Source organism: Nonomuraea sp. NPDC003707, from assembly GCF_053587055.1.
Genome location: NZ_JBSFNK010000013.1, coordinates 1 through 25494, shown reverse-complemented (window position 1 = coordinate 25494; position 25494 = coordinate 1). Strand labels below are relative to the sequence as shown.

Sequence of the window (25494 nt, the reverse complement as noted above, 5' to 3'; positions counted from 1 at the left end):
GTGAACAGGAGCTTGGTCGAGACCGCCTTCGAGCGGCGGGAGTCGTTGTCCGCGGACGAGCTGGCGGCCCTCGCGCCGCACGTCACCGCCGGGCTCGCGGCCCTCGACCGTGGAGAGCTGCGCGCGGCACGGCCGGAGGGGCCGGAGTGGGTGGTCGACACGTTCGTGAAGAAGCTCATTCTGCTGTCGTTCCTGATCGGCCGGAACGAGGTCGGGTCCGGCGGCCCGCGACAGCCGAAGAGCTTCGACAAGATCGCGCTCAAGTTCGAGACCTGGGACGACGCCGTCTTCCGCGACGCGCGCCTGCGCGTGGTCCCCGGCGGGGTCGTCCGCCACGGCGCGTACGTGGCGCCCGGGGTCGTGCTGATGCCGTGTTTCGTCAACGTGGGCGCCTACATCGGCCCGGGCACGATGATCGACACCTGGGCCACCGTCGGCTCCTGCGCGCAGATCGGTGCACGCTGCCACATCTCCGGCGGAGCCGGCATCGGCGGCGTGCTCGAACCCATCGGTGAGCAGCCCGTCATCGTCGAGGACGACGTCTTCGTCGGCGCGCGCTCGGAAATCGCCGAGGGCGTGGTCGTACGGCGGGGCGCCGTGATCGGCATGGGAGTCTTCCTCGGGCGGTCCACCCCCATCGTCGACCGCGCCACGGGAAAGGTCACGTACGGCGAGGTCCCCGAGAACGCGGTCGTCGTCCCGGGCGCCCGCATCGACGCCAACAATCCCGATATATCGGTGTATGCGGCGATCATCGTCAAGCACGCCGACGACCGCACCCGCGGCAAGACGGCCCTGAACGACCTCGTCCGCGACTGAGCCCCTTCATCGATGCCGTCAACCTCATCGCCGAGCGCCTTCGACCGGCTGCGCGCGCTCCTGGCGGGAATCCCCGCACCCGCCGGCGTCACCCCGATCCCCCTCCATCTCGGGGAGGCTCGCCTCGTCACGCCGCCGGTGGACGGCCGGCTCCTGGCTGACGTGGCCGGCTGGACGCGGTATCCCCCGCTCGGCGGCACCCCCGAGCTCCGCGCCGCCTACACGGGCTGGCTCGAACGCCGCTTCGGCACCCGTGTCGGCGCCGCCGTACGTGAAGGGTCGCTCGCGATCGAGCCGTCCCCCGGCACGAAGCAGGCCGTCGCGGCCGCCATCGCCCTCGCCGTCTCCGGCAGCGTCCGCTCGCCCGCTCCGGCGGTCGTCCTGCCCAATCCGTTCTATCCCACGTACCACGCGGCGGTGTCGGCGGCGGGCGGCCGGGCGATCTTCTACGGCCACGCGTCGGAGGTCGCCGCCGCCGTGGCCGCTCGGCGGGACGTCGCGGCGGTCGTCGTCTGTTCACCGGGCAACCCGCGCGGCGAGACGCACACCCCCGGCACGGTACGCGCGATCAGCGCGGCGACGCGGGCGGCCGGTGCGCTGCTCATCGTCGACGAGTGCTACATCGACCTCGTCCACGGCTCGTCCGCGGGCGGCGGATTCCTGACGTCCGGCACGGCGAGCGAAGCGGGCCGCTTCCTGGTGCTCCACAGCCTGTCCAAGCGGTCCGGGATGCCGGGCCTGCGGTCCGGGTTCGTGATCGGGGATCCGGGGAGCGTGGCGGCGTACGCGAACCACAACCGCACCTGCGGGGTCTCGCTCGCGGAGCCGGTGTGCGTGGTGGCGGCGGGGCTGTGGGCGGATGACGCGCACGTCGCGCGCCTGCGGTCGGCCGTGAGCGCGAACTGGGACATCGCGGACGAACTGTTCGGCGATCTCGCCGGTTATCGGCGGGCCGAGGCGGGATTCTTCCTCTGGTTCCCCGTACCGGACGACGAGGAGGCGGCGCGCCTGCTGTGGCGGGAGGAAGCGGTGACGGCGATGCCGGGCCGCTACCTCGGCGCGGCCACCGACCGCGGGGCCAACCCCGGCGCGGGTCACCTGCGCATCGCGCTCGTCCACGCGCCGGACCGCACCCGCGAGGCGCTGACCCGCGTACGGCGGTCGCTCGCGGAGCTGAGACCCACTACTACTGCAGGGGAGCTGACCAGATGAGCGGCGGCCTCATCGGATGGATCGACCTCGAACGTGACCTCATGGAACGGGCGGACGTCGTGAGCGCCATGACGGACACGATGGGCGATCGCGGGCCTGACGGAGGCGCGGTCCACATCATCAGGCACGCGGCGCTGGGCCATCGCCGCCGCACGACCCCGGGCGCCGGCGAAGGGCGTCAACCGGCGCTGTTCGCCACGCGCGGCGGCCCCTCGCCGGACGACGGGACCGTCGTGCTCGTGTACGACGGCGCGATCTACAACCTGGCCGCGCTCCGCCGGTCCCTCGGCCTGTCCCCCGTGGCCACCGACACCGATGTGCTGCTCCACGCCTACCTGACGCACGGCGCGGACTTCGTCGGCCGTCTCGTCGGCGCGTTCGCGATCGCGATCTGGGACGGGCGGGACCGGCGGTTGCTGCTGGCGCGGGACCACATGGGGCTGAAACCGCTCTACTACCACCCTTATGCGGGCGGGATCCTGTTCGCCTCCCTCCCGAGGGGGATCATGGCGAATCCGCTGTTCACCCCGGTTCTCGACCGGTCGCTGATGACGATCGCGCTGCAGCCGCGCCTCACGCTCGCCGGTGAGACTCCGCTCGTCGGGGTGCACGAGGTCAAACCCGCGCACGTCATCACGTACACGGCCGATCACGGGCCGATTTCGCGCGCGTACTGGCGGCTGACGAGCGAGCCGCACGACCACACGCCCGCCGAGACCGCCGAACGCGTGCGGGAGCTGCTCCATGACGCCGTGGCGGGCCAGTTGCCCGCGTCGGGGCCGTGCGGCGCGATGCTGTCCGGCGGCGTGGACTCGACGTCGGTGGCGGCGCTGGCGGCTCGGCTGCTGCCGCACGCGCTCGATACGTACTGCGTCGAGTTCGACAGCGACAAGGCGCACTTCGCGCCGACTGAGCTGCGCCCGGATGTGGACGCGCCGTACGCCGCGGCGGCGGCCGAGTACATGGGGAGCAGGCACACCACGCTCACGGCGACGATGCCGGACCTGCTCGCCGCGATCCCGGCGACGCGCCGCGCGCGCGACCTGCCCGGGTGGGGGCAGTTCGACGCGTCGATGTATCTGCTGTTCCGGCGGATGCGGCAGGACACGACGGTGGCGCTGTCCGGCGAGGCGGCGGACGAGTTCTTCGGCGGGTATCCGTACCTCTTCAAGACCGAACTGATCCGGCGCGACACCTTCCCGTGGCTCGGGGACGGGCCGAAACTCGCCGACTTCCTCGTGCCGGAGCTCGCGCGGGACGGCGACGAGAAGGCGCGCTACGCGCAACTCCTCGGCGAGGTGCCGCGCCTGCCGGGTGAGGCGGGGCTGGACGCGCGCATGCGGGAGGTGCTGTATCTCGGGATGGCGGGGCCGCTCGCCGTCGTGCTCGACCGCAAGGAGCGGATGAGCGCGGCGCAGGGGCTTCACGTGCGGCTGCCGTTCTGCGACCACCGGCTCGTCCAGTACGTCTGGAACGTCCCCTGGTCGATGAAGTGCGCGGGCGGGTTGAAGAGCCTGCTCAAGGACGCGATGGCCGACATCCTCCCGCCGACGACGCTGACCCGGGAGAAGAGCGCGTACCCGCACGTCCAGAACCCGGCCCACGATCAGGCGCTGGTACGCGAGGCGACGTGGATCGTGAACGCGAGCGAGTCGCCGCTGCGCGCCATGTTCGACGCGCCGCGGCTCAACGACCTGCTGAAACGGATCGGCGCCGACGAGCTGCGCGCGCAACTGCCGGGCGGGGCCAGCGCCGCGCAGCTGCTGGTGCAGCTCGTCGAGCTGAACGCGTGGGTGCGTGAGTATCGGGTGTCCCTGTCCTGAGGGCCCATACGGTCACCCGCCAGAGCGCCTCGAAGAGGACACCGGCGCTCATCTTGCTCGCCCCGCTCGTACGGTCGACGAAGGTGATCGGCACCTCCGCCACCGTGCACCCGTGACGGACGGCTCGCAGCGTGAGATCCACCTGGAAGCAGTACCCCCGCGACTCCACGCTTCCGAGGAGGATCTTCTCCAGTGCGGCGGCCCGGTAGACGCGGAACCCGCCGGTGGCGTCGGCGACCGGAAGCCGGAGCGCCAGCCGTACGTAACGGTTCGCGAGTCGTGAGAGGAGCTCCCGTCTGCGCGGCCAGTTCGCCACGCGGCCGCCGGCCACCCAGCGGGAGCCGATGACGAGGTCGGCCCGCTCGGCCGCGTCCAGCAGGGCGGGCAGCCGCTCGGGAGGATGCGAGCCGTCGGCGTCGATCTCCACCAGCGCGTCGAAGCCCCGGTCGAGTCCCCAGCGGAAGCCCGCCAGGTACGCGGCGCCCAGCCCTTCCTTGCGTTGCCGGTGCAGGACGTGCACGCCGTCGAGCTCGGCCGCGAGCCTGTCCGCGATCAGGCCCGTCCCGTCGGGGCTGTTGTCGTCGACGACGAGAATGCGGGCGGCGGGTACGGCGGCGCGGATCCTGCCGACGATGCCGGGCAGGGTGTCTCGTTCGTTGTAGGTCGGCGTGATGACCAGGACGGTGTTCATGATCGCTCCTCAACTCGCGTGCCGGAAGTCGGGCCAGGCGCTCTTCCACGAGGTCCGCGGTCCTGAGCAGACCGTGACGGGCAGGCCCTGCTCCTCGTTCGCGACGCCGGTGCCGTGGTCGATGGCCCCGGCGGATTCGCAGCGCGTGAAGCGCAGCCGCAACCGCTCCGGCGGCAACCCCACGGCGACCACCGTCCGCGCCGTTTCCGGCGGTGGGCCTTGGAACCACAGCTCGTTGTGGCCGCTGTAGACGGGAATGTCCGGCGCGAACCGGTCCAGCGCGCCGGCTTCGCCGTAGTTCGCGGTGAGCACGACCGTTCCGGACGGCAGCGTTCGGTACACCCCGGCCACCTGGGCGACGAAGCGCGGCCAGCCCACCGACTCCCTGGACACCTCGTTCGGCGAGGAGCCGAGCGCCGACAGCGGGAGCAGCGGCAGCGCCACGGCGATCCCGATGACCGAGGTGCCGAGCAGTCCCCACCACACCAGCCGACGCCGGGCGACCCGGCTCTCCGTCCACGCGGCGGCGGGCACGCAGCCGGCCACGAAGGCGAAGATCAGGCTCCCGGCGACATAGTCCGCCCGTCCTCCCGACGCCCAGCCGAGCAGGATCGTCACCAGGGACGCGATGGCCAGCGGCCGGGTCTCCGGCCGCCCGCGCAGCCAGAGCCACCCGGCGACGGCGATCGCGAAGGCTCCTATGCTGAGCAGCGCCACCAGCATGGGCACGAACATGATCCGGTTCACGGATTCGCTGAGCGTGGCGGCCATGGTGAGCTGGGGCCAGCCGTTGGTGGCCTGGTAGAGCAGGTTCGGAGAGGCGATGAGCGCGGCCAGGAGCGCCCCGGACCAGAACCACCTGTCGCTGAAGACGGCACGCGGCCCCTTCACCGCCACGCCGACCGTGATGAGCAGCCCGGTGGCCAGACCTGTGATCAGCAGGACGATGAGGTGCTTGTTGAACGTGGCGGCTCCCGCGACGGCGCCGGCCGCCAGCCACCATCGCCCGTCGCCGCGCAGCAGGGCACGCAGCACGCACAGGATGCAGGCCGTCCAGAACACGAAGTCGGCCGACTGGGTCAGCAGGGTGTGCCCGGCGAGCAGGGGGAACATCCCGGTGCCGAGGCCGGCGGCGGCGAGCGTCTGCGCGTTCGCGCGGCCGCCGAGCTCCCGCGTGATCGCGGCACCGAGGAGGATCAGCAGGCCCGCGCACAGCGCGGGGACGACCCGCAGGCCGACGATGGTGTCCCCGAACAGTCCCGTGGACAGCCGCGCGAGGAGCGGGGTCAGCGGAGGCTGGTCGAAGTACCCCCAGGCGGGAGTCTGGCCGAGCATGCGGAAGTAGAGCTCGTCGCGGTGGTAGCCGTACCACGGGCTCAGCATCAGCAAGGTGACCACGACGACGCCCGCGATGGGACCGATGGTCCGCCAGGCGATCGCCGGGAGCGAGGGAGCGGTGTTCCGGAGTCGGGGGGCTTGAAGAAGCATGCCTCCACGGTTTCCGATGGCCCGCTGTCTGTCGTCTGGCCGGGAACAGAACCTGGGGTCAGACCCCAGGCATAGGCGGCGACTCCCCGGGGCGGACGACGCCGTGGTCGAACGCGAAGACGACCGCCGCGGCCCGGTCGCGCACCGACAGCTTCGTGAAGATCCGGCCGATGTGGGTCTTGATCGTGCCCTCGCCGATCACGAGCCGGTGGGCGATCTCGGCGTTCGTGAGCCCCCGGCCGATGAGCTTGAGCACGTCGAGCTCGCGGGCGGTGAGGTCGCCGAGCCGCCGGACCGCGTCGGGGTCGGTCACCGGATCCGCGCGGTAACGCCGCAGGACCCGCCCGCAGACGGCGGGGTCCAGCCAGCCGTCGCCCGCCGCCACCGCCCGTACGGCCCGCTGGATGTCCTCGGCCGGAGCGTCCTTGAGGCAGAACCCTGACGCGCCGGCCCGCAGAGCCGCCGCCAGAATGTTGTCCTCGCCGAACGTGGTCAGCACCAGGATGCGGGACGCCGGATCCGCGGCCAGCAGCGCGCGGGTGGCCTCGACCCCGTCCATGCGCGGCATGCGAATGTCCATGACCACGGCGTCGGGCCGGACGCGCGCGACCTCCGCCAGCGCGGCCTGGCCGTCGGCCGCCTCGCCGACCACGTCGAACCCGTACGGCTGGCGCAGGATCGTCCGCAGTCCTGCCCTGGCGAGCTCCTGGTCGTCGACGAGCACCACCGAGATCATGCGGGCAGCTCCGTCCGTACGACCCACCGGTCGTTCTCGACGCCGGCGGTGACGTGGCCGCCGACCATGCGCACCCTGTCGGCCATCGCGCGAAGTCCCATGCCGCCATTGTGCCGAGGTGGGCCGCCGGGCAGGGAATTGGTGATCGTGGCCCGTACGGCGCCTTCCTCCGATATGCGCAGCCGTACCTCGACGGAACTCCGCGGCGCGTGGCGGCTCGCGTTGGCCAGTGCCTCCTGCATCAGCCGGTAGAGCACCATCCCGGTCGTCGGGCTCACCGCCGTCAGCTCACCGTCGACGCTCGACTCGAGTTCCAGGCCCGCCGTCCGGTATTCCTCGAAGAGCTCGGGTAGCCGGGGCGCGGTGGGCTGGGGGGCGACCACGGCCGGGTCGGAGCCTTCTTCGGCGAGAACGCGGACCACCTTTCGCAGCTCCGCCATGCTCTGCCGGGCGAGGCGCTCGGCCTCGGCGATCCCCGCCGCCGCTTCCCCGGGGTCGTGCTCGAGCGCCAGCCGCGCACCCCCCAGATGCAGCACCGTCACGGCGAGCGTGTGCGCGACGATGTCGTGCAGATCGGCCGCGAGCCGCTGCCGTTCGGCCAGGGCGGCGGCAGCGGCGGCGGTGCTCTCCGCGCGGTGCAGCCGCTCGCCCACCTCGATGCGGTAGCGCGCGGCCCAGCCGCTCCAGAAGACGAGCGTCACGGCGGCCAGCCAGTTGGGCCACCCGGGGTCCGGCGTGGTGAACGCCGCCGCGACCACCACGGCAAGCGAGGCGAGCCACATGGCGATGCCCGGCCAGAGCCGCAGGTTCAGCGCGACGAACGCGATGTAGATCACCAGGACGAACCAGCCGATGCTGTTGACCGCGAGCCCCGTGAGCGCCGCTATGGCCGCGGGGGCCAGGAGACCGGCCACCTCGGCGAGCCGGCCCGACGCCGTACGCACGATGACGAGACAGAGAACGATGAAGGCGCCCCCTCCGGCGAACGGCCACCCGCAGCCGCAGCCACGCGTGATCGTCTGCGCCCACGACAGCCCGACCAGCAGCATCAGCAGCCCGAGGCCGGCCGGTAACAGCCAGCGGGGAGTCACCACCACCCGCCCATCGTAGGAACCGCCGGTTCGGCACGCATCCACCTGGAGTGGTACCCGCCATCTGCCCACGGTCAGAGGGCAGAGGCCCCTGACGAGCACGCCCGCGGGCGATCGGCAGCCGAGGCTCAGGAACTCGCAGTCATCGAGTAAGGCCGTAATGCCGTGCGAGCCGTGGAAGGCGACGGACGAACTCTGCCTCGTCGCCGAAATCCCATTCCTCGCCGGCCCGCTTGAGGAGCCGGCGGGCCATGACGCGGCGCTGGATCCGGTGGGTGCCCTCGTGGCCAGCGAGCCGGTCGTGGCGGGGGGCTCACCGTCGCGAGCCGGGTGTCCAGGCCGCCGGGGCGTGCGCGCCTGGCCGACTGGCGTCCCACACGCCTGCGGTCACCGTCGGCGTTCTTGTCAAAGGCGTTCGAGTTCTTCGGCGCGGCGCAGGTCCTTGGGGCGTCCCAGGGCTCGGCGCATCAGGATGAGGTCGTCCCGGCGCAGGTAGCGCACCCGCAGACCGTCCGTGTCGACGGCGGTCAGTGCCCGGTCGAGCAAGGGGCGTACCGGCAGTGTTCCCCACGGCAGGGCGGGCGTGCAGCAGTCGCCGCTCACCTGCGGGGAGTCGAACTGCACCTTGGGACGCAGGAACGCCTGCGGCCTGGGCGGGATGGGGGGATGTCCGTCGTCCAGCAACGTGCAGCCGGCGGCGGCGAAGGCGTGTGCCAGGGCGTCGGCCTGCTCCGGTGCTCCGTCCCACAGCAGGTCGAGGTCCCCGGTCAGCTCCGTTGAGCCGTGCAGGATCCCGGCGACCTGGCCGATCACCACGGCCCGTGCTCCGGCCGCGTCCAGAGCCCGCAGCAGCGGGAAGGGGTCGAAGCGCTGGGCGCTGTCGGTCGCGAGGCTGCCGGCGACGGGATCGGCGTCATCGTGGGTGCGACCGGTGGCGGGGCGGCTGCGGGTCAGGGCCCTGGTGCGGTCGACGGCCCTGTGCAGCAGCTCCAGTGGTCCACGGTTCACCGCTTCATCCAACACCACGCGTACGACCGTGATCAATCTCGGCGCCGACGGCCGTGAGGTACGGACTCCCCGCCCAACCGCGATTGACCCCACGCGACCGCGCACGCCACGACCGGTCACCGTCAGGCAACGCGGCTCGGGCGCCCACCGGGACCGCCTCCTGCCCGCCGCAGAAGCCCATGGGACCGGCGATGTGCCGCCTCGAGCACTGCGCCGGGCGCGCCGAACGGCTCTACGGCCATGCCGCCTTCCGGGAGATCGACGGGGTCGCGTTCGCGCTGCCGTTCACCTTCGATCATGAGGACTACGCGCAGATCCTCACCGACATCGGCACCGAGCTCGGCCGGCGGTCCCGGCGTTAGAGGGCCGGCACGCCGGCCCGGGTCCGGATCACCGTTCCGCTGACCGGCTGTGGGTTGCGGATCAGGTTGAGGATGGGGCACACCCGCTCGACCTCGGCGTGCAGGTTCGCCAGCTCCTCGTCCGAGGCGGGCGAGTCGATCAGCACCTCATAAGTGAAGTTGTGCGGGTACACGGGAATGTCGCCGTCGCCCGGCTGCTGGGCCCTGGGGTCGTATTCGGCCTGTACGTCCACTTCCAGCGCATCGATCGGCACCGCCAGCTCGGCCGCCTTGATCAGGAAGATGTGCGTGACGCAGCTGCCCAGAACGCCGGCCTGCAGCTCGGGCGAGGTAGGGCCGAGGTCGTAGCCGGCGAAGTCGGACCCGCTGTCGCTGATGATCTGGAAGTCCCTGATCCTGATGCGCCGGATCCCGCTGCGGCCTTCGGCGGTGACGTGGGCATGCAGCGGGACCGGCCCGGCGGCGGGTGCCTGCCGGCGGGCCAGCAGGGCGGTGCGTTTGTGTGACAGGTACTCGCGTAGGGTGCTCATGGTCTTTCTCGTCTGATCAGCGCTGGTCACGGGGCCGAGCGGGGTCGAGCGGGGTGTCGAGCGGGGTGTCGATGACGGCGCGCGGCGCCGGTTCGGTCCTGGTGGGATGTCGAGCCGGATACCGCCGGATGGACCTGCTCGCGCGTCATCGGCCCCGCCCGTGCGGGGAGTCCCAGGCGGCGGGCAGCCCCTCGATCGTCTCCCTGAACGCCGGCCGCTGGTACAGGTCGCGCGCGTACGGCCACAGGTGCTCGAAGTCGGTCAGCGTCCGCTCGCTGATGAGGTCGCCGCGGTTGTACTCGGAGTCGAGCCTGGCCAGCGTCACCCACAGCCGCACGTCCGCCTCGGTGATCGTGTCGCCGGCCAGGAACCGCTGCCCGGACAGGCGCTCGTCCAGTCGTTCCAGAGCCGCGACGACGCGGTGGCGCTCGCTTTCGCGGTCTTCCTCGGTGGCGGCGCGGGCCACCCGGGAGACGCCGGCGTTGATGTCGTAGTAGATCCAGCCGTTGAGTTTGTTGATCTCCGGGCGGAGCGAGTCCGGGTAGAGGTCGACGGAGGTGTCGGCCCACTGCTCGAACTGGGTGGCCAGGTCGATGGTGATGTCGGGGAAGTTGTTGCTGACGATCCGGCCCGTCCGCCGGTCCCAGAGCACGGGGACCGAGATGTGGCCGCCGTACGCGTGCTCGGTGGCCTCGTAGGCCTGCTCCAGCAGGGTGAAGCCGTTGACCGGGTCGGGGCCGCGGCGCTCCCTGAACGCCCAGCCGCGGCCGTCGCGCTCGTCGTCGACGTACGACAGCGAGACCACGTCCTCCAGGCCCTTGAGCTTGCGGACGATGGCGGCGCGCTGGGCGTACGGGCAGACCCAGGCGGCGTAGAGGTGGTAGCGGCCGGGCTCGGCGCGGAATCCGCTGGAGCCGTCGGCGGTGACGCGGCCCTGGAAGGGATAGATCGGGCGGTTCCAGTCCGGCGAGAGGTGCAGACGGCCGGGGCCGTAATGACCGTACGCGGCGTGGTCGACGGGACTTGCGTAGACCGGCGTCTGGGTGATGGACACGGGCTCTCCGGGTTTCAAGAGTTATTTCCTACTCGACTTATAGGGTACTTGATATCCCATACTTCTGGTAGGAAAATGGGTCTACTTTGACGAGCGCCAGGAGGAACCCGGTGTCCCTGCCTGATTTCCTGATCGCCGGTGTGCCCAAAGCAGGGACGACGGCCTTGCACAGCGCGCTGCAGCAGCACCCGGAGCTCTATCTGTCCACCGTCAAGGAGCCGAAGTTCTTCCTGACCGACGGCCCGCCGCCCGGCGGCCCCTGTCCTGGGAGCAGCGGCCCGCGGCTCATCCCCTACTTCGCCGACGACATCCGGCTGCTCCAGCGCGTCACCGGCGAGGACTTCAGCGACTGGCTCCGCCCCCGCGAGCGCTCCGGCGGGCTGGTCGGCGCCCGGCCACCGGGCCGGCGGCAGTCACGTAACGGCCGCCGGTCCTGATCACCGCAGCTCGGTACGCAACTCGTGGGCGCCGTCCGGGCGGGTGAACTCGTAGTACAGCCGGACCCCGCCACCCGGCAGGTCCACGAGCTCCAGGTAACGCAGGCCCCGGCCGCGATACGGCGACTCGGCCGCAGGGGCCTCGCCCACGGCGGTCAGCACGGCCGGGTCCGTGCCGGCGGCGATGCCGGTGCGCTCCTCGTAGTTCTCCGCCGCACTCGCCCGCCCGTCGTAGAACGCCACCACGCGGTCGCCGTCGAAGCGCACCGCGCTGATCCGGACGCCGCGCGCGTCCCACAGCCCGGGCCGGCCGCTCAGCGCCGTGCCGTGCCAGGTCCACTCCAGGCCGTCGGCGCTGGTGGCGTAGTCCGTGACCATCTGGTCGGCCTCATCCGGGTCGGCGAGCGGGTGGCAGGAGGCCCACAGGTGCCAGACGCCGTCGCGCCGTACGATCACCGTGTCCTTCACTCCGGTCTTCGGGTCGCCCGGCAGAACGGTGACCCGCGAGCGCGCGTCGAACGCCGCCGGGTCGGCCGCCTCGAGCACCTCCACCCGCCAGTGCTTGGTGCCGGTGGTGGCGCAGCTCAGGTACAGCCGCCAGCGCCCGTCCGGCAGGCGTACCAGCGCGGGCCGCTCCAGGGACTCGGCGTCCATCTGCTCACGGGTGACGGTGGTCAGCGTCTCGAAGCGCTCGCCGTCCGCCGAGCGGCGACCACGACGGCGTACCCGCGTCCCTGCCCGACCGGGCGGCGCAGCCGGTAGGCGAGGTAGATCAGCCCGTCCGCGGCCACCGCGCTGGGCGCGCCCGCCCAGTGCCCCTCCCCCGCGACCGGCGGCTCGACCGCGACCACGGCGCGATCGGGGTCGGGGAGCAGGGTGGCGTTCTCGTCGATCGACATGTCCGCGACACTAGGCGACGGCTCGGGGCTGGGCACGGACGATGACCTTCCTTTGAACGTTTCCTCTGTGGCCGCCGTCACGCCTCGGCGGCATCGGTGAACGCCGACCGGCGCCACCAGGGCCGCCGCGGCGCGGAGGGCTGCTCCTCCTGCTCGAGCTCGGCCTCGTCGTCCGGGAGGTCGTACCAGTGCATATCCCCCGGGAGGTCCGTGCGGACGGCCACGTCGCGGTCCTCGTTCATGCCGGTAATGTACGATCACACGTCGCGGATAGTCAACTTTCCCTACTCGCTTTACAGGAATCCATGCAGATCCTTGACGAAGGCGAGCGGGCCCTGCGCGGGGCGGTCGGCGACGTCGAACTGCGGGTCGTAGCCACTGGCCAGATAGAGGCGCACGGCCTCGGGCTGGCGCGGCCCGGTGGTCAGGTAGATCCGGCCGTACCCGCGGCGCAGCGCTTCCCGCTCCAGCTCGCGTACGACGAGGCGGCCGAGCCCTTCGCGGCGGTGGCGCGGGTGCGTCCACACGCGCTTGACCTCGGCGGTCGCCGCGTCGTAGCGGCGGAACGCGCCGCCGGCCACGGTCTCGCCGCCGGACACCACGATCAGGAACGCCCCGTACGGCGGCGCGAACTCGGACTCCGGATACCTCGCCAGCTCGTCGTTGGGCCCGTACCGGGAGGTGTACTCCAGTTGCAGCCCGGCCAGCAGCGGCGCGGCAGCCGGGTCCGACATGGGGACGAGCCGCACCTCCGCGGTGAGCTCGCTCATGACTCCTGCCGCGGCAGGCCGGGCGGGTTGATCTGCGACTCGGGGATCGCCTCGTTGCCCAGGCCCCACCGGTCGAGCACCTCCTTGTACTTACCGTTCTCGATCACGGTGTTGAGCGCCTCGTTGAGCGGCTTGACCAGGCCGTTGTCCTTCTTGGTCATGGCCGCGATGAGTCCTTGCAGGTCCGGGCCCGCGCCGGAGAAGGTGCCGACGATCCTGGAGCCGCCGCTGACGGCGATGTTGTAGGCGATGGTGGGGTTCGGGCCGAAGTACGCCTGGACGCGGCCGGACTTGAGCCCCAGCAGCACGTCGCTGTACTTCTCGTAGTAGAGGATCTCGACCGGTTTCAGCCCGGCGGCCCTGTTCTGCTTGTCCCAGTCGAGCAGGATCTTCTCCTGGTTCGTGCCCGACCCGACCGAGACGCGCAGCCCGGCGATGTCGGCCGGCTTGGCGATCTGCTTGATCGGGCTGTTGCCGGGGACCTGCCAGCCGAGCTGGTCGACCCGGTACGTCGCGAAGTCGTAGGTGTCCTTGCGCTCCTCGGTGACCGTGACGTTGTTGAAGACCACCTCGTCCTTGCCGGACTTGGCGGCGAGGAAGAGGTTCTCCCACGAGCTGATCCGCGGGGAGATGTCCAGGCCCAGCACGTCGGCCACGAGCTGGGCGAGGTCGGTCTCCACGCCGATCAGGGTGGTGTCGTCGTCGGCGCGGAACACCAGAGGCGCCGCGCCCTGGCCGCTGAAGCCCACCGCGAGCTTGCCGTCGGCGGCGACGTCCTTGGGCACCTGGGCCGCGATCGCGTTCACCTTGTCGGCCCGTACCCGGTTCTGGTCAGGGCTGAGGTTGATCTTCTTGCCCGCCACCACGGGGGCGGCGGTGGCCGACGGGGCGGTGACGGCGGGCTCGGCGCCGCAGGCGGCGGTCAGGAGGAGGAGCGCGGGCACGGCGAGGGCCCGCGCGAGCGAAGCGCGCATGTCATGGTGTCCTTCGGGATCAGAGAACCTTGCTGAGGAAGGTGCGGGTACGTTCGTGGGCGGGGGCGTCCAGGAGCTGTGCGGGCGGTCCGAGCTCGACGATGCGGCCGGCGTCCATGAAGGCCACGATGTCGGCCACCTCCCGGGCGAACCCGATCTCGTGGGTGACCACGATCATCGTGGTGCCGCCGCGGGCGAGGTCCTTGATGACGTCCAGCACCTCGCCCACCAGTTCGGGGTCCAGCGCCGAGGTCGGCTCGTCGAACAGCAGCAGCTTGGGCTCCAGCGCGAGCGCCCTGGCGATGGCGACCCGCTGCTGCTGCCCGCCCGACAGCGTGCGCGGGTAGGCGTCGGCCTTGTCCGCCAACCCCACCCGGGCCAGCAGCCGCTCGGCCAGCGGCGCCACCTCGGCCCGCGGCCGGCCCTGGGCCGACAGCGGCGCCTCCATGAGGTTCTGCCTGACGGTGAGGTGCGGGAACAGGTTGAACGACTGGAAGACGAACCCGATCTGGGTGCGCTGGCGCAGCACCTCGCGTTCCGGCAGCTCGTACAGGCGGTCGCCGGCCTGCCGGTAGCCGAGCAACTGGCCATCGACGCGGACCGAGCCGCGGTCCACCTTCTCCAGGTGGTTGATCGTCCGCAGGAGCGTGGACTTCCCCGACCCCGAGGGGCCCAGGATCACCAGCACCTGCCCCTGGCGGACGTCCAGGTCCACTCCGCGCAGCACGTGCAGGGCGCCGAAGCTCTTGTGCACGCCGCGCAACCTCACCATGGCGCTCATCCGCGCCCCCTGCCGTAGTGCCGCTCCACGTAGTACTGCACGATCGACAGGGCGGTGGTCAGGATGAGGTACCAGATGGCCGCCACCAGCAGCAGCGCCATGACCCTGCCGTTGCGGTTGTAGATCACCTGCACCTGGTAGAACAGCTCCGGCAGCGCCATGATGTAGACGACCGAGGTGCCCTTGACCAGGCCGATGATCTCGTTGCCCGCGGTGGGCACGATGGTCCGCATGGCCTGCGGCAGGATGATCCTGAAGAGCCGCCGCGCCGGCGGCAACCCCAGGGCGGCCGCCGCCTCCCGCTGCCCGTGGTCCACCGACAGCAGGCCGCCGCGGACGATCTCGGCGGCGTACGCGGCCTGGTGCAGCGCCAGCCCGAGCGCCGCCGCGGTCAGCGGCCCGATCAGGTCCATCGTGCCGAAGTCGAAGAACGCCGGCCCGAACGGCACGCCCACCGACAGCCTGGGGTAGAGCAGCGCGAGGTTGTACCAGAACAGCAGTTGCAGGATGAGTGGCACCGACCGGAACAGCCACACGTATGCCCAGGCCACCGACGACAGCAGCCGGTTGGGCGAGAGCCGCATGAGCGCCAGCAGCGTGCCCAGCACGAACCCGAGCACGATGCCCAGCGCGGTCAGCTCCAGCGTGAGCAGCACCGAGCGCACCACCGACGGGGCGAACAGGTACTGCCCGACGATGGGCCACTCCCACGCGGGGTTGGTGATCAGGGCGCTGGCGACCATGGCGAGTACGACGAGCACGCCTGCCGCGGCCAGCCACCGCAGCGGGTGCCGGGCCGTGACCACCTCCAGGGGCCGCTCCGCGTCCTGGCGCGAGACCTCCTGCACCTCCGGCAGCGTCACGAGCCGCCTCCACTTTCGATCACGAAATCACTCCTCTGGAGAGGGGGGTCGATGGATGAGATCTCGTGATCAGCGACACTGCGCGCTGGCGACGTGGCCGTGGTCCACGTGCGGGCGCCGGGTCAGGTTCGCGGCCTGGCTCATGCCCACGAAGCTACGAGCCGGATCACCTAAAGTCAACATTTCCTACTGGATATACATAGTTATCCGCCGCCCCACACTGCGGGCGAGGCCGTGCCGGAAGCCCCCATCGGCGCGTCCACCCATCCCCCACCGGCGCACTGAGGTCGGCGAGCCGCAACGCCACCCACGGATACGGTCGTGACAGCCAACCGGCTCGTCGAGATGCCCTGCAGCGTTGGCCGTTCGGACATCTTGACATTTCAGCCGTAGGGTGTTTCTGCATAATACAAATGGACGTAAGTTACGCGCTTCGGACTCAAGTTATTTGATCTTATGATTTCCGTGTACTTTCGCTCTATCTTAGGTACGCGAACGTGGCCCACCAGGAGGGACGTCATGGACGTACGCGTATCGATCGAAGATGAAGAAGATTCACGCCACCTGGAGTCGTTGCGCCACTGGATCGGAGGCACGGCCGAGCTGAAAGGCCGTGTCAATGACGTGACGGCCCCGCCACCTCCCGGCACTTTGGGGCCGTTTCTGGAAAGCATTGTCGTTGCTCTCAGTTCTGGTGCGGCGGGCACCGCATTCGCTTCTGCTCTGCTGTCCTGGGTACGGCAACAAAGCGGCGCGGTCAAGGTTCGAGTAGACCTGCCCGACGGGCATCAAATCCATATCGATGCGACTCAGGTCAAAGCACTTTCGCCCGCGGAATTGCGGGAGCAAGTGGGGTCGGTCCTCCGTGAACTCCGCCAAGCGGAGGAGAAACACGATCAGGGGCGGACGACGGATGAGTGACCTGTCGGGTGAGGGTGTGCGTGTCCTGCTGATCGGCACCGCCGACCACGGTGACTCTCAACTGCCGGCGGTGCCCGCCGTCGAACGGACCATCACCGCACTACGGGACCGCCTGGTGAACAGGTGTGGCGTGCCGGACGAGCATATTCGCCTGCTGCTGAATCCGCCCAATGCCTTGGCCATCGGATCCGCAGTGACCGAAGAGGCAAAAAAGGCCAAGACCATACTGCTGGTCTACTACATCGGCCACGGGCTCTGGAGTTCGGAAGGACAGCTCTACCTGGCAGCGTCTTCCACCGGCACGCTCACACCTGGCCTCGCGGAACTCCAGGCCTACTCGACATCGATGTTGCGGCAGGCCATCGCCGGCTCGCCGACCGCCTCGACCGTGGTCGTCCTGGACTGCTGCTTCTCCGGACGCACGGACCTGGGGTCCTGGGCACCGGAATCAGTCTTTCAGCCGTCCCCGACCCATGGGTTGTACCTCCTCGGTTCCGCCGAACAACTCGCGCTGGCACCCGAAGACCAGGAATACACCACATTCACCGGTGACCTGATCTCGCTGCTGGACAACGGCGATCCCCTCGCCGGTAATTTCCTGACCCTTGACGACGCCTACCATTTCATCCTCCGCAGAATGTGGGAGAGAAGCGGCCCACTGCCTCACCGGCAGGAAGGAGGACGAAGCGGCCATATCATCCTGTCGTCAAATCGATCTGCTTCACAAGAGCTCTCTCCCATGCAGAAGGAGGCCCAGTTACCGGGGCGCAGCCCTTATCTGAGCCTCCAACCGTTCGGCGAGGAGGACTCGAAGATCTTCCACGGACGCGACGAGCTGACTTCCGCGATTCTCAAGAAGATCGCCGATCGGCTGAGCACTGCCGGGGTCATGCTGTTGGTCGGCGCGTCAGGCAGTGGAAAGAGTTCGCTGCTGCAGGCCGGCCTGCTCGCGAGAATGCGTCGTGGAGATCTCAACATATCCGGCACCAGCGGCTGGCCCTGCATCAGCATGACCCCGGGATCGTCTCCCGTTCAAGCACTGGCCGCGCGACTGGCCCCTGATGACCCGGCAGCCTTCAATCGGGTGTTCTCCGACCCCGACCACTCCTGCCGCCTGGCCACAGATCTGCTCGCCGACCGCCCGGGCGTGCGCCTGATCCTCCTGGTCGACCAACTGGAAGAGATATTCACTCTGTGCGAGGACGAAGGACTGCGTAGCAGGTTCATTCGCTGCCTGCACGCCATGACCCTTCCTGATCCCCGGACCGGCCGGCCTCCGGCAGTCGTCATCGGCGCACTCCGCGCGGATTTCTACAGCCAGGCGACCCGGCATCCGGAACTGTCCGCTGCCCTTCAGGACAGGCAATTCGTGATCGAGCCGATGAAGCCGCCAGAGCTACGTGCGGCCATCGAGCGACCTGCGACGATGCTGGGCCTGGAACTGGATGAAGGGCTGGCGGATCTGGTCCTGCACGAACTAGGCGCCTTTCGCCCACAAGGTCCTGAACCCGGATCTCTGCCGCTGCTCTCACACTCGCTCTGGGAGACGTGGAAACGTCGGGAGGGCAGACGGCTGACAGTGCGAGGCTACCGGGAGAGCGGAGGCATAGAGCGGGCGATCGAGCGATCAGCTGATGACACCTACCAGGCGCTCACCCCTTCGGCGCAGCTGGCCACGCAGAGCATCATGCTCAGGCTCATCAAAATCAGTGGCGATGTCTCGAACATCGACACCGAGCCGATCGTCACAGCGCGACCCGTGAACCAGGGCGACCTCCTACGAGGCCTGGATCCCGAGGCGGCGTTGCAGTCCGTGAAGGCGCTGGACGCGGCCCGATTGATCACTACCGATCGAGAGATCGTCCGTATCAGTCACGAGAGGCTGCTGCAGGCCTGGCCACTCCTTCAGGACCTGGTGAAGGAGAATCGAGAATGGCTGATCCTGCGCGACGAGCTCGCCGCGGACGCGAAAGCGTGGATGGTCGACCGTGATCCCTCTCTGCTCTACCGGGGCGGGCGGCTCGACGCGGTCAGGGAACGGGTGGCCAAGGCGATCGACCACCACCAGCTCGAATCGAACTCGGAGCAGTTCTTCGAGGCGTCCGTCGCCCACGAACGGCAACGCGGCAGAATCAGGCGCGGTGCGATAGCGGCGCTGGTCGTACTCACTCTCATCGCTTCGACGGGCGCGTTCGTGGCATGGTCACAGAGCAGGGCGGCACAGCGCCAGGCACAGGTGGCGACCGCCCGAAGCATGGTCGCCGGCGCGGAGGCGGTCCGGGAGTCCGACCCGCGCCTGGCGCTGCAACTGGGGGTCGCCGCGTACCGGCTGGACCCCAATCGAGCCACGCACGCAAGCCTGTTGCAGACTTTGACGACCTCGCGCTACGAAGGCACCATTCTCGACTTCAAGGGTCGTGTGGAGTCTGTGGCGATGTCACCCAAGGACGCCGTCATGGCCAGCGGTGACGACAATGCCACGCTCAAACTCTGGGATGTTTCCGATCCACACCGTCCGCAATCGATCGGCTCGCCTCTCACCACGTTCAAGGACGTGGTGTCCGCACTGGCCTGGCGGCCCGATGGCAAGATGCTGGTCGTCGGAGACCGGGATTCCGTGTCGTTCTGGGACATGTCGACCCGGGACAAGCCAAGGAAGCTGGGGCAGATCCCTGGGCTCGGCAGCAATGTGACCGACATCGTCTGGGCCGCCGACGGGCAGAAACTCGTGGTCGGCAATCCTGCCAATGCCGCACTCCTGCAGGTTCGGCCCGACGGGGATCTGAAGGTCGCCGCCAACTTCAGATCTCGAGCGGGGAGTCATGACAACCCGCCTCTGGCAATGTCGGCGGACGGCCGCCTGCTGGCGGTCGCGGACGGCAGCTCACAGAAAATGCAATTGTGGGATGTGGCCGACCCGCAAGCCGCACATCGACTCGGGAAACCCATTCCGGCCCCGTCCTCACTTATCAGCGATCTGGCCTTCTCTCCCGATGGCGACCTCTTGGTGATGGCGACCGAGGACGTCGGCCTGACCATCTGGAATCTGACGGATCCAGCGTCACCGCGAAAGGTCAGCGACACGACGTCGGCCACCAACCAGACCGACAAGATCACATCCATGACCTTCACGCCGGACGGCACGCGCCTGATTTGCAGCAGCCAGGACGGCACGGTTCAAATATTGAAGTTTCCGGTCGGCGTCAAGCTTTCCGAGCAAGGATTCCTGGCCCCCGATCGAACCGACATTCCACTTACCGGCCACCGTGGGCCGGTTCTCGGAATATCGCTGTCCAAGGACGGATCGCTGCTGGCCACCGCCGGACAGGACGGTTCGGTGATGCTGTGGGACATGTCGGACGCCAGGACTCGCCCTCACCTTCTGGGTGTTCCCTTGCCCGGGCAGCAGAAATTGCCGGGAAGCGCTCTGGGACCGACCTCGGCGACGCTGTCCGCTGGAGGCGACATCCTGGCCGACGGCGCGGAGAACGGTCAGGCCATGCTGTGGGATGTCGGCGACCCAGGCAAGCCGGTGGCTCTGCCGACGATCAGGTTCTGGGCGCCACCGGACAAGAACTCCGAAGGCGGTCCGTACGCTTCGGCCCTCTCGGCGGACGGACGCTTCCTTGCCACGCCGAGCGGCCCAGGCGACTTCGGTGTCAAGATTTGGAAAGCCTCCGGGCGGAGCGGCTTCGTACCACTCCCCACCGCGGTTTCCGGGCACACGGGCACTGTCGTGTCCCTCGCCTGGAGCGCTGACGGGGCCATGCTTGCCAGCGCGGACGTGCGTGGCGCGGTGCGTCTCACCGACATGCGGAGGGTGGAGACTCCTGCCGAGTTGGTGACGATCCACCATGGAGGCGAACTCAGGGATGTCCTGCTGGCTTCGAGCAAGCGGATTCTGGTCAGTGTGGGCGTGGATGACAGTGCCAAGATCTGGGATATCTCCAATCCTCGTTCGCCGCGGCAGGTCGGGACCGTTCCCACCGGCCTCATCGGTTCCTTCCGTTCATCGGTCGGCCTCTCGGCTGATGGGCGATTCTTCGTCGTCGGACACACCACCGCTTCGTTCAGTCTGTGGGATATCAGCACGCCGGAAGCGCCAAGGAAGATCGTCACCGGCCTGACCGGGAAGGTCGGACCCGTCTCCGCGGTGGCCTTTTCGAAGAACGCCGACCTGTTGGCCACGGGAAGTGTGGACGGCAGCATCATCCTGTGGGACATCTCCGATATCGGGCGTGTTCATCGGATAGGGCCGGCCATGGACACCAACGAACTGCTGGTTGTTTCCCTGGTCTTCCTGCCCGGAGACGGGACTCTTGTCGCGCACACGAACTCCTCGTTCTCGTTGTGGGACGTCTCCATGGTCGGACGGGTGCGCGACAACGTTGCGCAGTTGGCGTGCGAGAGATTGAACGGCGAAGGAATGACGCGCGCGCTGTGGTCTTCCTACGCTCCGGAACTGCCATATCCCAGCAGATGCTGAAGAGCGCGCTGTCACCTCGGGGACGGGGCAGCGCCAACAGGGCCATGTTCCTCGACCTTGCCCCCGAGTTTCCTGCTCAATTCCTGCATGAAGGACTTGGACTTGGCCGACAGCGCCCATCGATCGCCGACGAGGTAGAGGCCGCCGTACATCTCGGCGTAGTCAAGCCACTCACGCTGGCCTTCAACCGTGACGAAGTCGAGGAACACGTACGGAATCCCGTCGCTGGTGCATTCCCCTTGTCGGTAGTCCAGTGCCTTGAGGGTGATCTCGGCGGTGCAGCCGATGGCGGCCGCCAGTTGCTCCACGGTGTACGTGCGGGGTGCGTTCCCGCCGGAGGCGGCAGTGCTCCTGGCCGACTTCGGCCCATCGGCCGCCTCGGCCTGCACACCGCATCCGGTGAGCGTGAGCGCCGAGGCGATGGCCAGCGACAGGACGATGCCGCCGTGATCTCGCCTCCTGATGGCGCCGGTCAGACGCGCCACAGCCGCTGGCGCGGCGCCTTGAGCGCGCCGCGGGCGGGAGAAGCCAGCCATGATGTTGCCCTTTCTCGCACCTGATGTGGTCTTGCTCCTGGCGATGAGGACGGCGTGGCCAGTCGCCCGGCCACGCCTTGCTCAATTCAGGGTCAGCGGCAGCGTCTGCCACTGTTGATGCAGTCGACGACCCGCCCCATCTGCTGCTCGTTCATCAGGTTGATGAAGTCGCTGTGGTCGGTGACCGGCTTGTGCAGTTCCTCGGGAAAGGTGTCGACGGCGAAATTGGGGCCCTGCGGCACGTTGTAGACGAGCCGGTGTTCCAGCGCGGGAATGGGCTGGAAGCCCTGCGGGCAACTGCCGTCGGCCTGCGGGAAGGTGACATGGGTGCGGTGGTTGGCACTGTCGACGTTCTGGCCGTCCCAGCAGCTCTGGAAATCGAAGACCCGCACCAGCCTGCTACCTCGCGGGCAGAGCGGGTACTTGTCCGTCAATTGGCGGTTCTCGAAGCCGGTGCAGGTCCACCCGGCGTTGGCTTCGGCTCCCCCGACCCGGGCGTTGCCGGTGATGATGCGCAGGAACTGCGGAGCCGCCACCACCTTGCCGGTCGGGTTGCCCTTGAAGGTGATCTGCACCGAGACCGGAGTGAGGATTTTGCCGACGTTCAGGTCAAGCCCGCCGCCTCGCCGGTTGGCGTCGAATTCCTCCTGCCCCAGAGCTCTCAGCACGGGCCAGTAGTGCGTGGACTTGTCGCCGTTGCGGCAGGTGGTACTGGCCGCCAGCAGGCTCTCATTGGTGGACTGGTTGTTGGTGGACTCGTTCCCCACGTAGTCGTGCGTATGCTGCGCACCGTTGGACACGCCGGGCGCCACGATGACGTTGTCAGAGTTGAAGATGCGCTTCTCGTTGCGTCCGCAGTCCACGCTGAAGGTCCCATTGGAGCCGTCCTGCTGCGTGCGGGGCGTTCTCACATTCGGTTGTACAGAACGGATGTCAACGAAGTCCTCCGGAACGGGTCCCCTGGCCTGGCCTCCGCCGTTCCCATTGTTCCCGTTGTTTCCGTTGTTCTCGCCGTCTCCGCCATCTCCGTTGTTTTCGCCGCCTCCGTTGTTCCCGTTGTTCCCGCCGTTCCCGTTGCCCGGATTGCCGTTCCGAAGCTCACATGTCGCCAGGGTTCGGAGGCTGGCCGGCGCTTGGGCGCCGGCGCGCTGGAAGGCGATCTGGATCCGTTGAAGGGTCGCCGTCCGCTTGTCCCGCAGCGGCCCGATGATCGCATTCTGCACGAAGTTCGGGCCGCCCTGCCCCGCCGAGCCTGCCAGCCGCCGATTCGCCTCAGCGATCTGGGTCTCCAACTGCTGCAGGTTCCGTTCCACTTCCGCCTGAGCGCGAGCGGGGACTTGGCCTAGCCTGTCCGCCACATCAGGACAGGAGATTTGACCAGCGGCACCACCATTGTCCTGGCCACCGTTGCCCTGGCCATCGTTGTTCTGCTCGCCGTTGTCCTGGCCACCATTGTCCTGGCCACCGTCGCCCTGGTTACCGTTGTCCTGGCCACCATCGCTCTGATCGCCATTGCCCTGATCGCCGTTGCCCTGATCGCCGTTGTTGTTCCCAGCCTCATCGTCCTGCACAGTGCAGCCGGCCAAGCCCTGGAGGCCGGTCGGTGCTTGGGCGCCGGCGCGCTGGAAGGCGATCTGGATCCGTTGAAGGGCCGCCGTCCGCTTGTCACGCAACGGTCCGATGATCGCATTCTGCACGAAGTTCGGGCCGCCCTGCCCCGCCGAGCCTGCCAGCCGCCGATTCGCCTCAGCGATCTGGGTCTCCAACTGCTGCAGGTTCCGCTCCACTTCCGCCTGAGCGCGAGCGGGGACTTGGCCCAGCCTGTCCGCAACAGAAGGGCAGGAGATGGCCGGCGCGAAAGCCGTTCCGGATGCCCCGCCTGCCGCCGCATGTGCAGCGCCGGCCGTGAGACCGCTGCTCATGACAGCCAGGGCCGTGAGCATACCCGCCGTCCTTCGGCGGACGCGGGAACCATGTCGATGTCTCATAAATCCCTCTCTCCGTCTGTGGATGCGGCCCGGCCTTGAGAGTCATCAGGCGGCATCCACAGAGGGGGTCGCGGCCGTCGTCAGAACGAGATACGCGCGCCCGACGCTTCAAGTTCGACATCGCGTAGAAGTTGGTCAGACGTGTATGGCCGCGCTTGCGGCCAGCCCGCATTGGGTGGCAGGGCGATCGGCTCGTGATCACGCCGCTGTCCGGGGCCGCCTGCGAAGTCGTTCGGACGCACTGATGATCGACGTCGAGGTGGGAACCGTTCGTGATCGCCGACCAAGCGGCGGGCGGTCACCCCCAGCACGCGCATGCACTCCCCTCCGGAGCGGGTTATGCGGAGGGTTCCAGATGTTCGCCGAGGAACTGCAGCGTCGACTCGTGCAGCCGGGTGCGGTGGGGAACGGTGCTCCATCCGTGGTCGGCTCCGGGGACGACTTCCAGTTCGGCGTTGCCGCCGTAGTGGTCGAGATAGCGGCGAGCGTAGGCGACAGGGGCGATGTCGTCCTTGTCACCATGGATGATGCGCACCGGCCCGGCATAACCGCAGGACCGGCCATAGACGTCGAGTCCGGCGATGTCCTCGACGAGGGCGGGGCTCATGCGGTGGCTGTCGGCGTCGAAATAGCCCTTCTCCCTGATCTCGGCGGCGATGTCGCGGCCCTTGAGGTAGCCCGAGCCCACTTCGAAGGGGGCGACCGCGGCCGGCGACCACAGGCACGCGGCCCGGATTCCGGGTTCCTCGGCGGCGACGATGCCCGCGACGACGCCGCCCATGCTCATCCCGACCAGGGCCACACGCTCGGGGTCGGCGAAGCCGAAGGTACGGACGGCCCGCACAACCGACGTGGTTTCGGCTATTTCGTTGGTGATGGTGACGTCGAAGAAATCTCCGTCGCTTTCCCCGTGCCCGGACAGGTCGAACCGGACCGACGCGATACCGACGCTCTCCAGCAGCCGCGCCATGAGGACGAAGGAACGATTCTCCATACGGTTGTTGGAGAACCCGTGGACGAACACCACCGTGGGCCTGCGGGCGGTGGCTTGGTCCTCAGGAATGTGCACGCTGGAGCGCAGGGTCAGCCCTCGGTGCTGGAACTCGTGGTGGTGAATCATCAGGCAGCCTTTCCGGATACGCACCGCCCCCAGGTCATGTCATCCCTTGATGGCGCCGGCGGTCATGCCGGCGACGATCTTGCGGTTGAAGAAGATGAAGAGCAGCAGCGGTGGGATCGTGATGAGCACGATGTCCATGAAGAGCAGGTTCCACTGGGTGTTGTACTGGCTCTGGAAGTTGTAGAGGGTCACCTGCACGGTGGCGTTGTCGTCGCCGGGGGTGAAGTAGAGCGGGTTGACGAAGTCGTTGAAGATGGCCACCGAGGTGGTCAGGATCACGGTGATGGTGACCGGCTTGAGCAGGGGGAAGATCACCCGGAAGAAGAGCGCGAGCCCGGTGCAGCCGTCGATCTGGGCGGCCTCGTCCAGTTCGCGCGGGATGGCCGCGATGAATGCCCGGAAGAGCAGCACCGCGTACGACAGCCCGAAGGCCACCTCCACCAGGATCAGCCCGGGCAGGGTCTTGAACAGTCCCAATCCCTGCAACAGCCAGATCGTGGGCACGATCGCCGGTGGGATGATCAGGCCGGACAGCACCAGGAAGTCGGCCACCCTGCCGACCTTCCCCACCCTGCGTTGCAACACGAACGCGGCCATGGAGGCGAACACCACGATCAGCGCGACGGAGGCGACGGTCAGGACGGTGCTGTTGACGTACGCGCGCAGCAGCACGTAGTCGCGGGCCTCGATCACGTCCACGAAGTTCTGCACGATCGGCCAGTTGGCCGGCCAGGCGAAGTCCAGGTCGGTGGCCTGCGTCTGGTCCTTGACCGCGGTCAGCAGCATGAGCGCGAACGGGATCAGGAAGATCACCCCGGCCAGCACCAGCGCGATCGCCTCGGCACCGAGCCTTCTCAGCGCGGTCATGCGGGCACCTGCCTTTTGCCGAGGAAGTAGTTGAGCGG

The 25494-nt window shown here is 68.7% G+C and carries 24 protein-coding genes and 1 pseudogene; 7 read left to right on the top strand and 18 right to left on the bottom strand.

All coding sequences use genetic code 11. The features are described from left to right. From ACWDRB_RS31085 to asnB, 3 genes and pseudogenes are all read left to right on the top strand, one after another. Positions 1-819, top strand: coding sequence for a 2,3,4,5-tetrahydropyridine-2,6-dicarboxylate N-succinyltransferase (locus ACWDRB_RS31085; RefSeq protein WP_449899588.1), 819 nt, complete (start codon positions 1-3; stop codon positions 817-819). 12 nt (positions 820-831) lie between these two features. After that, complete coding sequence (locus ACWDRB_RS31080; RefSeq protein WP_449899586.1) at positions 832-2031, top strand: aminotransferase class I/II-fold pyridoxal phosphate-dependent enzyme; 1200 nt, start codon at positions 832-834, stop codon at positions 2029-2031. Continuing rightward, positions 2028-3770, top strand: a pseudogene (gene asnB, locus ACWDRB_RS31075) (asparagine synthase (glutamine-hydrolyzing)); the annotation flags it as partial. The gene ACWDRB_RS31080 and the pseudogene asnB, both read left to right, overlap by 4 nt. On the opposite strand, the gene ACWDRB_RS31070 reads toward asnB, so the two are convergent. The 5 genes from ACWDRB_RS31070 to ACWDRB_RS31050 form a co-directional block, all read right to left on the bottom strand. Continuing rightward, the gene (locus tag ACWDRB_RS31070; RefSeq protein WP_449899583.1) at positions 3718-4545 is read right to left on the bottom strand and encodes a polyprenol monophosphomannose synthase; all 828 of its coding nucleotides are present in this window, start codon (positions 4543-4545) and stop codon (positions 3718-3720) included. The pseudogene asnB and the gene ACWDRB_RS31070 sit on opposite strands and share 53 nt — an antisense overlap. A gap of 9 nt (positions 4546-4554) precedes the next feature. Next, the gene (locus ACWDRB_RS31065) at positions 4555-6033 is read right to left on the bottom strand and encodes an ArnT family glycosyltransferase (RefSeq protein WP_449899580.1); all 1479 of its coding nucleotides are present in this window, start codon (positions 6031-6033) and stop codon (positions 4555-4557) included. Positions 6034-6091: 58 nt separating this feature from the next. Next, complete coding sequence (locus tag ACWDRB_RS31060) at positions 6092-6769, bottom strand: response regulator transcription factor (protein ID WP_449899577.1); 678 nt, start codon at positions 6767-6769, stop codon at positions 6092-6094. After that, positions 6766-7866: a sensor histidine kinase gene (locus ACWDRB_RS31055; RefSeq protein ID WP_449899574.1), complete on the bottom strand. Its 1101-nt coding sequence runs from the start codon at positions 7864-7866 to the stop codon at positions 6766-6768. The genes ACWDRB_RS31060 and ACWDRB_RS31055 overlap by 4 nt, the downstream gene beginning before the upstream one ends. A 399-nt stretch (positions 7867-8265) precedes the next feature. Further along, on the bottom strand, positions 8266-8868 hold the full coding sequence (locus ACWDRB_RS31050; RefSeq protein ID WP_449899572.1) for a hypothetical protein: 603 nt from the start codon (positions 8866-8868) through the stop codon (positions 8266-8268). A gap of 191 nt (positions 8869-9059) precedes the next feature. Here ACWDRB_RS31050 and ACWDRB_RS31045 point away from each other — a divergent pair, with 191 nt between their 5' ends. Then, positions 9060-9230, top strand: a complete 171-nt coding sequence (locus ACWDRB_RS31045; RefSeq protein WP_449899569.1) for a hypothetical protein — start codon at positions 9060-9062, stop codon at positions 9228-9230. On the opposite strand, the gene ACWDRB_RS31040 is transcribed toward ACWDRB_RS31045, so the two are convergent. Next, positions 9227-9760 (bottom strand): OsmC family protein, encoded by a 534-nt coding sequence (locus tag ACWDRB_RS31040; protein WP_449899566.1) that lies wholly within the window; start codon positions 9758-9760, stop codon positions 9227-9229. The genes ACWDRB_RS31045 and ACWDRB_RS31040 overlap by 4 nt on opposite strands. Before the next feature lie 145 nt (positions 9761-9905). Continuing rightward, on the bottom strand, positions 9906-10814 hold the full coding sequence (locus ACWDRB_RS31035; RefSeq protein WP_449899564.1) for a glutathione S-transferase C-terminal domain-containing protein: 909 nt from the start codon (positions 10812-10814) through the stop codon (positions 9906-9908). Positions 10815-10924: 110 nt separating this feature from the next. On the opposite strand from ACWDRB_RS31035, the gene ACWDRB_RS31030 reads away from it, so the two are divergent. After that, positions 10925-11251 (top strand): hypothetical protein, encoded by a 327-nt coding sequence (locus tag ACWDRB_RS31030; protein ID WP_449899561.1) that lies wholly within the window; start codon positions 10925-10927, stop codon positions 11249-11251. On the opposite strand, the gene ACWDRB_RS31025 is transcribed toward ACWDRB_RS31030, so the two are convergent. The 7 genes from ACWDRB_RS31025 to ACWDRB_RS30995 all read right to left on the bottom strand — a co-directional run bounded on the left by ACWDRB_RS31025 (position 11252) and on the right by ACWDRB_RS30995 (position 15538). Further along, positions 11252-11905: a hypothetical protein gene (locus tag ACWDRB_RS31025; RefSeq protein ID WP_449899558.1), complete on the bottom strand. Its 654-nt coding sequence runs from the start codon at positions 11903-11905 to the stop codon at positions 11252-11254. Positions 11906-11925: 20 nt separating this feature from the next. Next, positions 11926-12150 carry a hypothetical protein gene (locus tag ACWDRB_RS31020; protein ID WP_449899556.1) on the bottom strand — a complete coding sequence of 75 codons (225 nt, stop codon included), beginning with the start codon at positions 12148-12150 and terminating at the stop codon, positions 11926-11928. A 77-nt stretch (positions 12151-12227) separates the two neighbouring features. After that, positions 12228-12392: a hypothetical protein gene (locus tag ACWDRB_RS31015; protein WP_350734028.1), complete on the bottom strand. Its 165-nt coding sequence runs from the start codon at positions 12390-12392 to the stop codon at positions 12228-12230. 51 nt (positions 12393-12443) lie between these two features. Next, positions 12444-12920: a GNAT family N-acetyltransferase gene (locus tag ACWDRB_RS31010; RefSeq protein ID WP_355209462.1), complete on the bottom strand. Its 477-nt coding sequence runs from the start codon at positions 12918-12920 to the stop codon at positions 12444-12446. After that, positions 12917-13894: a transporter substrate-binding domain-containing protein gene (locus tag ACWDRB_RS31005; RefSeq protein WP_449899553.1), complete on the bottom strand. Its 978-nt coding sequence runs from the start codon at positions 13892-13894 to the stop codon at positions 12917-12919. The genes ACWDRB_RS31010 and ACWDRB_RS31005 overlap by 4 nt, the downstream gene beginning before the upstream one ends. Before the next feature lie 19 nt (positions 13895-13913). Continuing rightward, on the bottom strand, positions 13914-14675 hold the full coding sequence (locus ACWDRB_RS31000; RefSeq protein ID WP_350734023.1) for an amino acid ABC transporter ATP-binding protein: 762 nt from the start codon (positions 14673-14675) through the stop codon (positions 13914-13916). Then, complete coding sequence (locus ACWDRB_RS30995; protein ID WP_449899550.1) at positions 14672-15538, bottom strand: amino acid ABC transporter permease; 867 nt, start codon at positions 15536-15538, stop codon at positions 14672-14674. Before ACWDRB_RS30995 ends, ACWDRB_RS31000 begins: the two co-directional genes overlap by 4 nt. Before the next feature lie 519 nt (positions 15539-16057). Here ACWDRB_RS30995 and ACWDRB_RS30990 point away from each other — a divergent pair. After that, positions 16058-16459, top strand: a complete 402-nt coding sequence (locus ACWDRB_RS30990) for an effector-associated constant component EACC1 (RefSeq protein WP_449899548.1) — start codon at positions 16058-16060, stop codon at positions 16457-16459. Beyond that, positions 16452-20945, top strand: a complete 4494-nt coding sequence (locus tag ACWDRB_RS30985) for a caspase, EACC1-associated type (protein ID WP_449899546.1) — start codon at positions 16452-16454, stop codon at positions 20943-20945. The genes ACWDRB_RS30990 and ACWDRB_RS30985 overlap by 8 nt, the downstream gene beginning before the upstream one ends. 11 nt (positions 20946-20956) lie before the next feature. Here the strand turns inward: ACWDRB_RS30985 and ACWDRB_RS30980 are convergent, their stop codons facing one another. The 4 genes from ACWDRB_RS30980 to ACWDRB_RS30965 all read right to left on the bottom strand — a co-directional run bounded on the left by ACWDRB_RS30980 (position 20957) and on the right by ACWDRB_RS30965 (position 25456). Further along, the gene (locus tag ACWDRB_RS30980) at positions 20957-21481 is read right to left on the bottom strand and encodes a hypothetical protein (protein ID WP_449899544.1); all 525 of its coding nucleotides are present in this window, start codon (positions 21479-21481) and stop codon (positions 20957-20959) included. 92 nt (positions 21482-21573) lie between these two features. Next, positions 21574-23424, bottom strand: coding sequence for a DUF1996 domain-containing protein (locus ACWDRB_RS30975; RefSeq protein ID WP_449899542.1), 1851 nt, complete (start codon positions 23422-23424; stop codon positions 21574-21576). Positions 23425-23806: 382 nt separating this feature from the next. After that, a complete protein-coding gene (locus ACWDRB_RS30970) occupies positions 23807-24589 on the bottom strand; it encodes an alpha/beta hydrolase family protein (protein WP_449900077.1) in 783 nt (260 codons plus the stop codon). Between the two features lie 39 nt (positions 24590-24628). Continuing rightward, positions 24629-25456, bottom strand: coding sequence for a carbohydrate ABC transporter permease (locus ACWDRB_RS30965; protein WP_449899540.1), 828 nt, complete (start codon positions 25454-25456; stop codon positions 24629-24631). Positions 25457-25494: the final 38 nt, after the last annotated feature.

What these genes read in the sequence shown, in the direction of transcription:
- ACWDRB_RS31080 (WP_449899586.1), top strand. Translation starts at nt 832, where the DNA reads ATGCCGTCAACCTCATCGCCGAGCGCCTTCGACCGGCTGCGCGCGCTC.
- ACWDRB_RS31070 (WP_449899583.1), bottom strand. Translation starts at nt 4,545, where the DNA reads ATGAACACCGTCCTGGTCATCACGCCGACCTACAACGAACGAGACACC.
- ACWDRB_RS31065 (WP_449899580.1), bottom strand. Translation starts at nt 6,033, where the DNA reads ATGCTTCTTCAAGCCCCCCGACTCCGGAACACCGCTCCCTCGCTCCCG.
- ACWDRB_RS31060 (WP_449899577.1), bottom strand. Translation starts at nt 6,769, where the DNA reads ATGATCTCGGTGGTGCTCGTCGACGACCAGGAGCTCGCCAGGGCAGGA.
- ACWDRB_RS31045 (WP_449899569.1), top strand. Translation starts at nt 9,060, where the DNA reads ATGTGCCGCCTCGAGCACTGCGCCGGGCGCGCCGAACGGCTCTACGGC.
- ACWDRB_RS31040 (WP_449899566.1), bottom strand. Translation starts at nt 9,760, where the DNA reads ATGAGCACCCTACGCGAGTACCTGTCACACAAACGCACCGCCCTGCTG.
- ACWDRB_RS31025 (WP_449899558.1), bottom strand. Translation starts at nt 11,905, where the DNA reads ATGGACGCCGAGTCCCTGGAGCGGCCCGCGCTGGTACGCCTGCCGGAC.
- ACWDRB_RS31020 (WP_449899556.1), bottom strand. Translation starts at nt 12,150, where the DNA reads ATGTCGATCGACGAGAACGCCACCCTGCTCCCCGACCCCGATCGCGCC.
- ACWDRB_RS31015 (WP_350734028.1), bottom strand. Translation starts at nt 12,392, where the DNA reads ATGAACGAGGACCGCGACGTGGCCGTCCGCACGGACCTCCCGGGGGAT.
- ACWDRB_RS31010 (WP_355209462.1), bottom strand. Translation starts at nt 12,920, where the DNA reads ATGAGCGAGCTCACCGCGGAGGTGCGGCTCGTCCCCATGTCGGACCCG.
- ACWDRB_RS31005 (WP_449899553.1), bottom strand. Translation starts at nt 13,894, where the DNA reads ATGCGCGCTTCGCTCGCGCGGGCCCTCGCCGTGCCCGCGCTCCTCCTC.
- ACWDRB_RS31000 (WP_350734023.1), bottom strand. Translation starts at nt 14,675, where the DNA reads ATGAGCGCCATGGTGAGGTTGCGCGGCGTGCACAAGAGCTTCGGCGCC.
- ACWDRB_RS30990 (WP_449899548.1), top strand. Translation starts at nt 16,058, where the DNA reads ATGGACGTACGCGTATCGATCGAAGATGAAGAAGATTCACGCCACCTG.
- ACWDRB_RS30985 (WP_449899546.1), top strand. Translation starts at nt 16,452, where the DNA reads ATGAGTGACCTGTCGGGTGAGGGTGTGCGTGTCCTGCTGATCGGCACC.
- ACWDRB_RS30980 (WP_449899544.1), bottom strand. Translation starts at nt 21,481, where the DNA reads ATGGCTGGCTTCTCCCGCCCGCGGCGCGCTCAAGGCGCCGCGCCAGCG.
- ACWDRB_RS30975 (WP_449899542.1), bottom strand. Translation starts at nt 23,424, where the DNA reads ATGCTCACGGCCCTGGCTGTCATGAGCAGCGGTCTCACGGCCGGCGCT.
- ACWDRB_RS30970 (WP_449900077.1), bottom strand. Translation starts at nt 24,589, where the DNA reads ATGATTCACCACCACGAGTTCCAGCACCGAGGGCTGACCCTGCGCTCC.
- ACWDRB_RS30965 (WP_449899540.1), bottom strand. Translation starts at nt 25,456, where the DNA reads ATGACCGCGCTGAGAAGGCTCGGTGCCGAGGCGATCGCGCTGGTGCTG.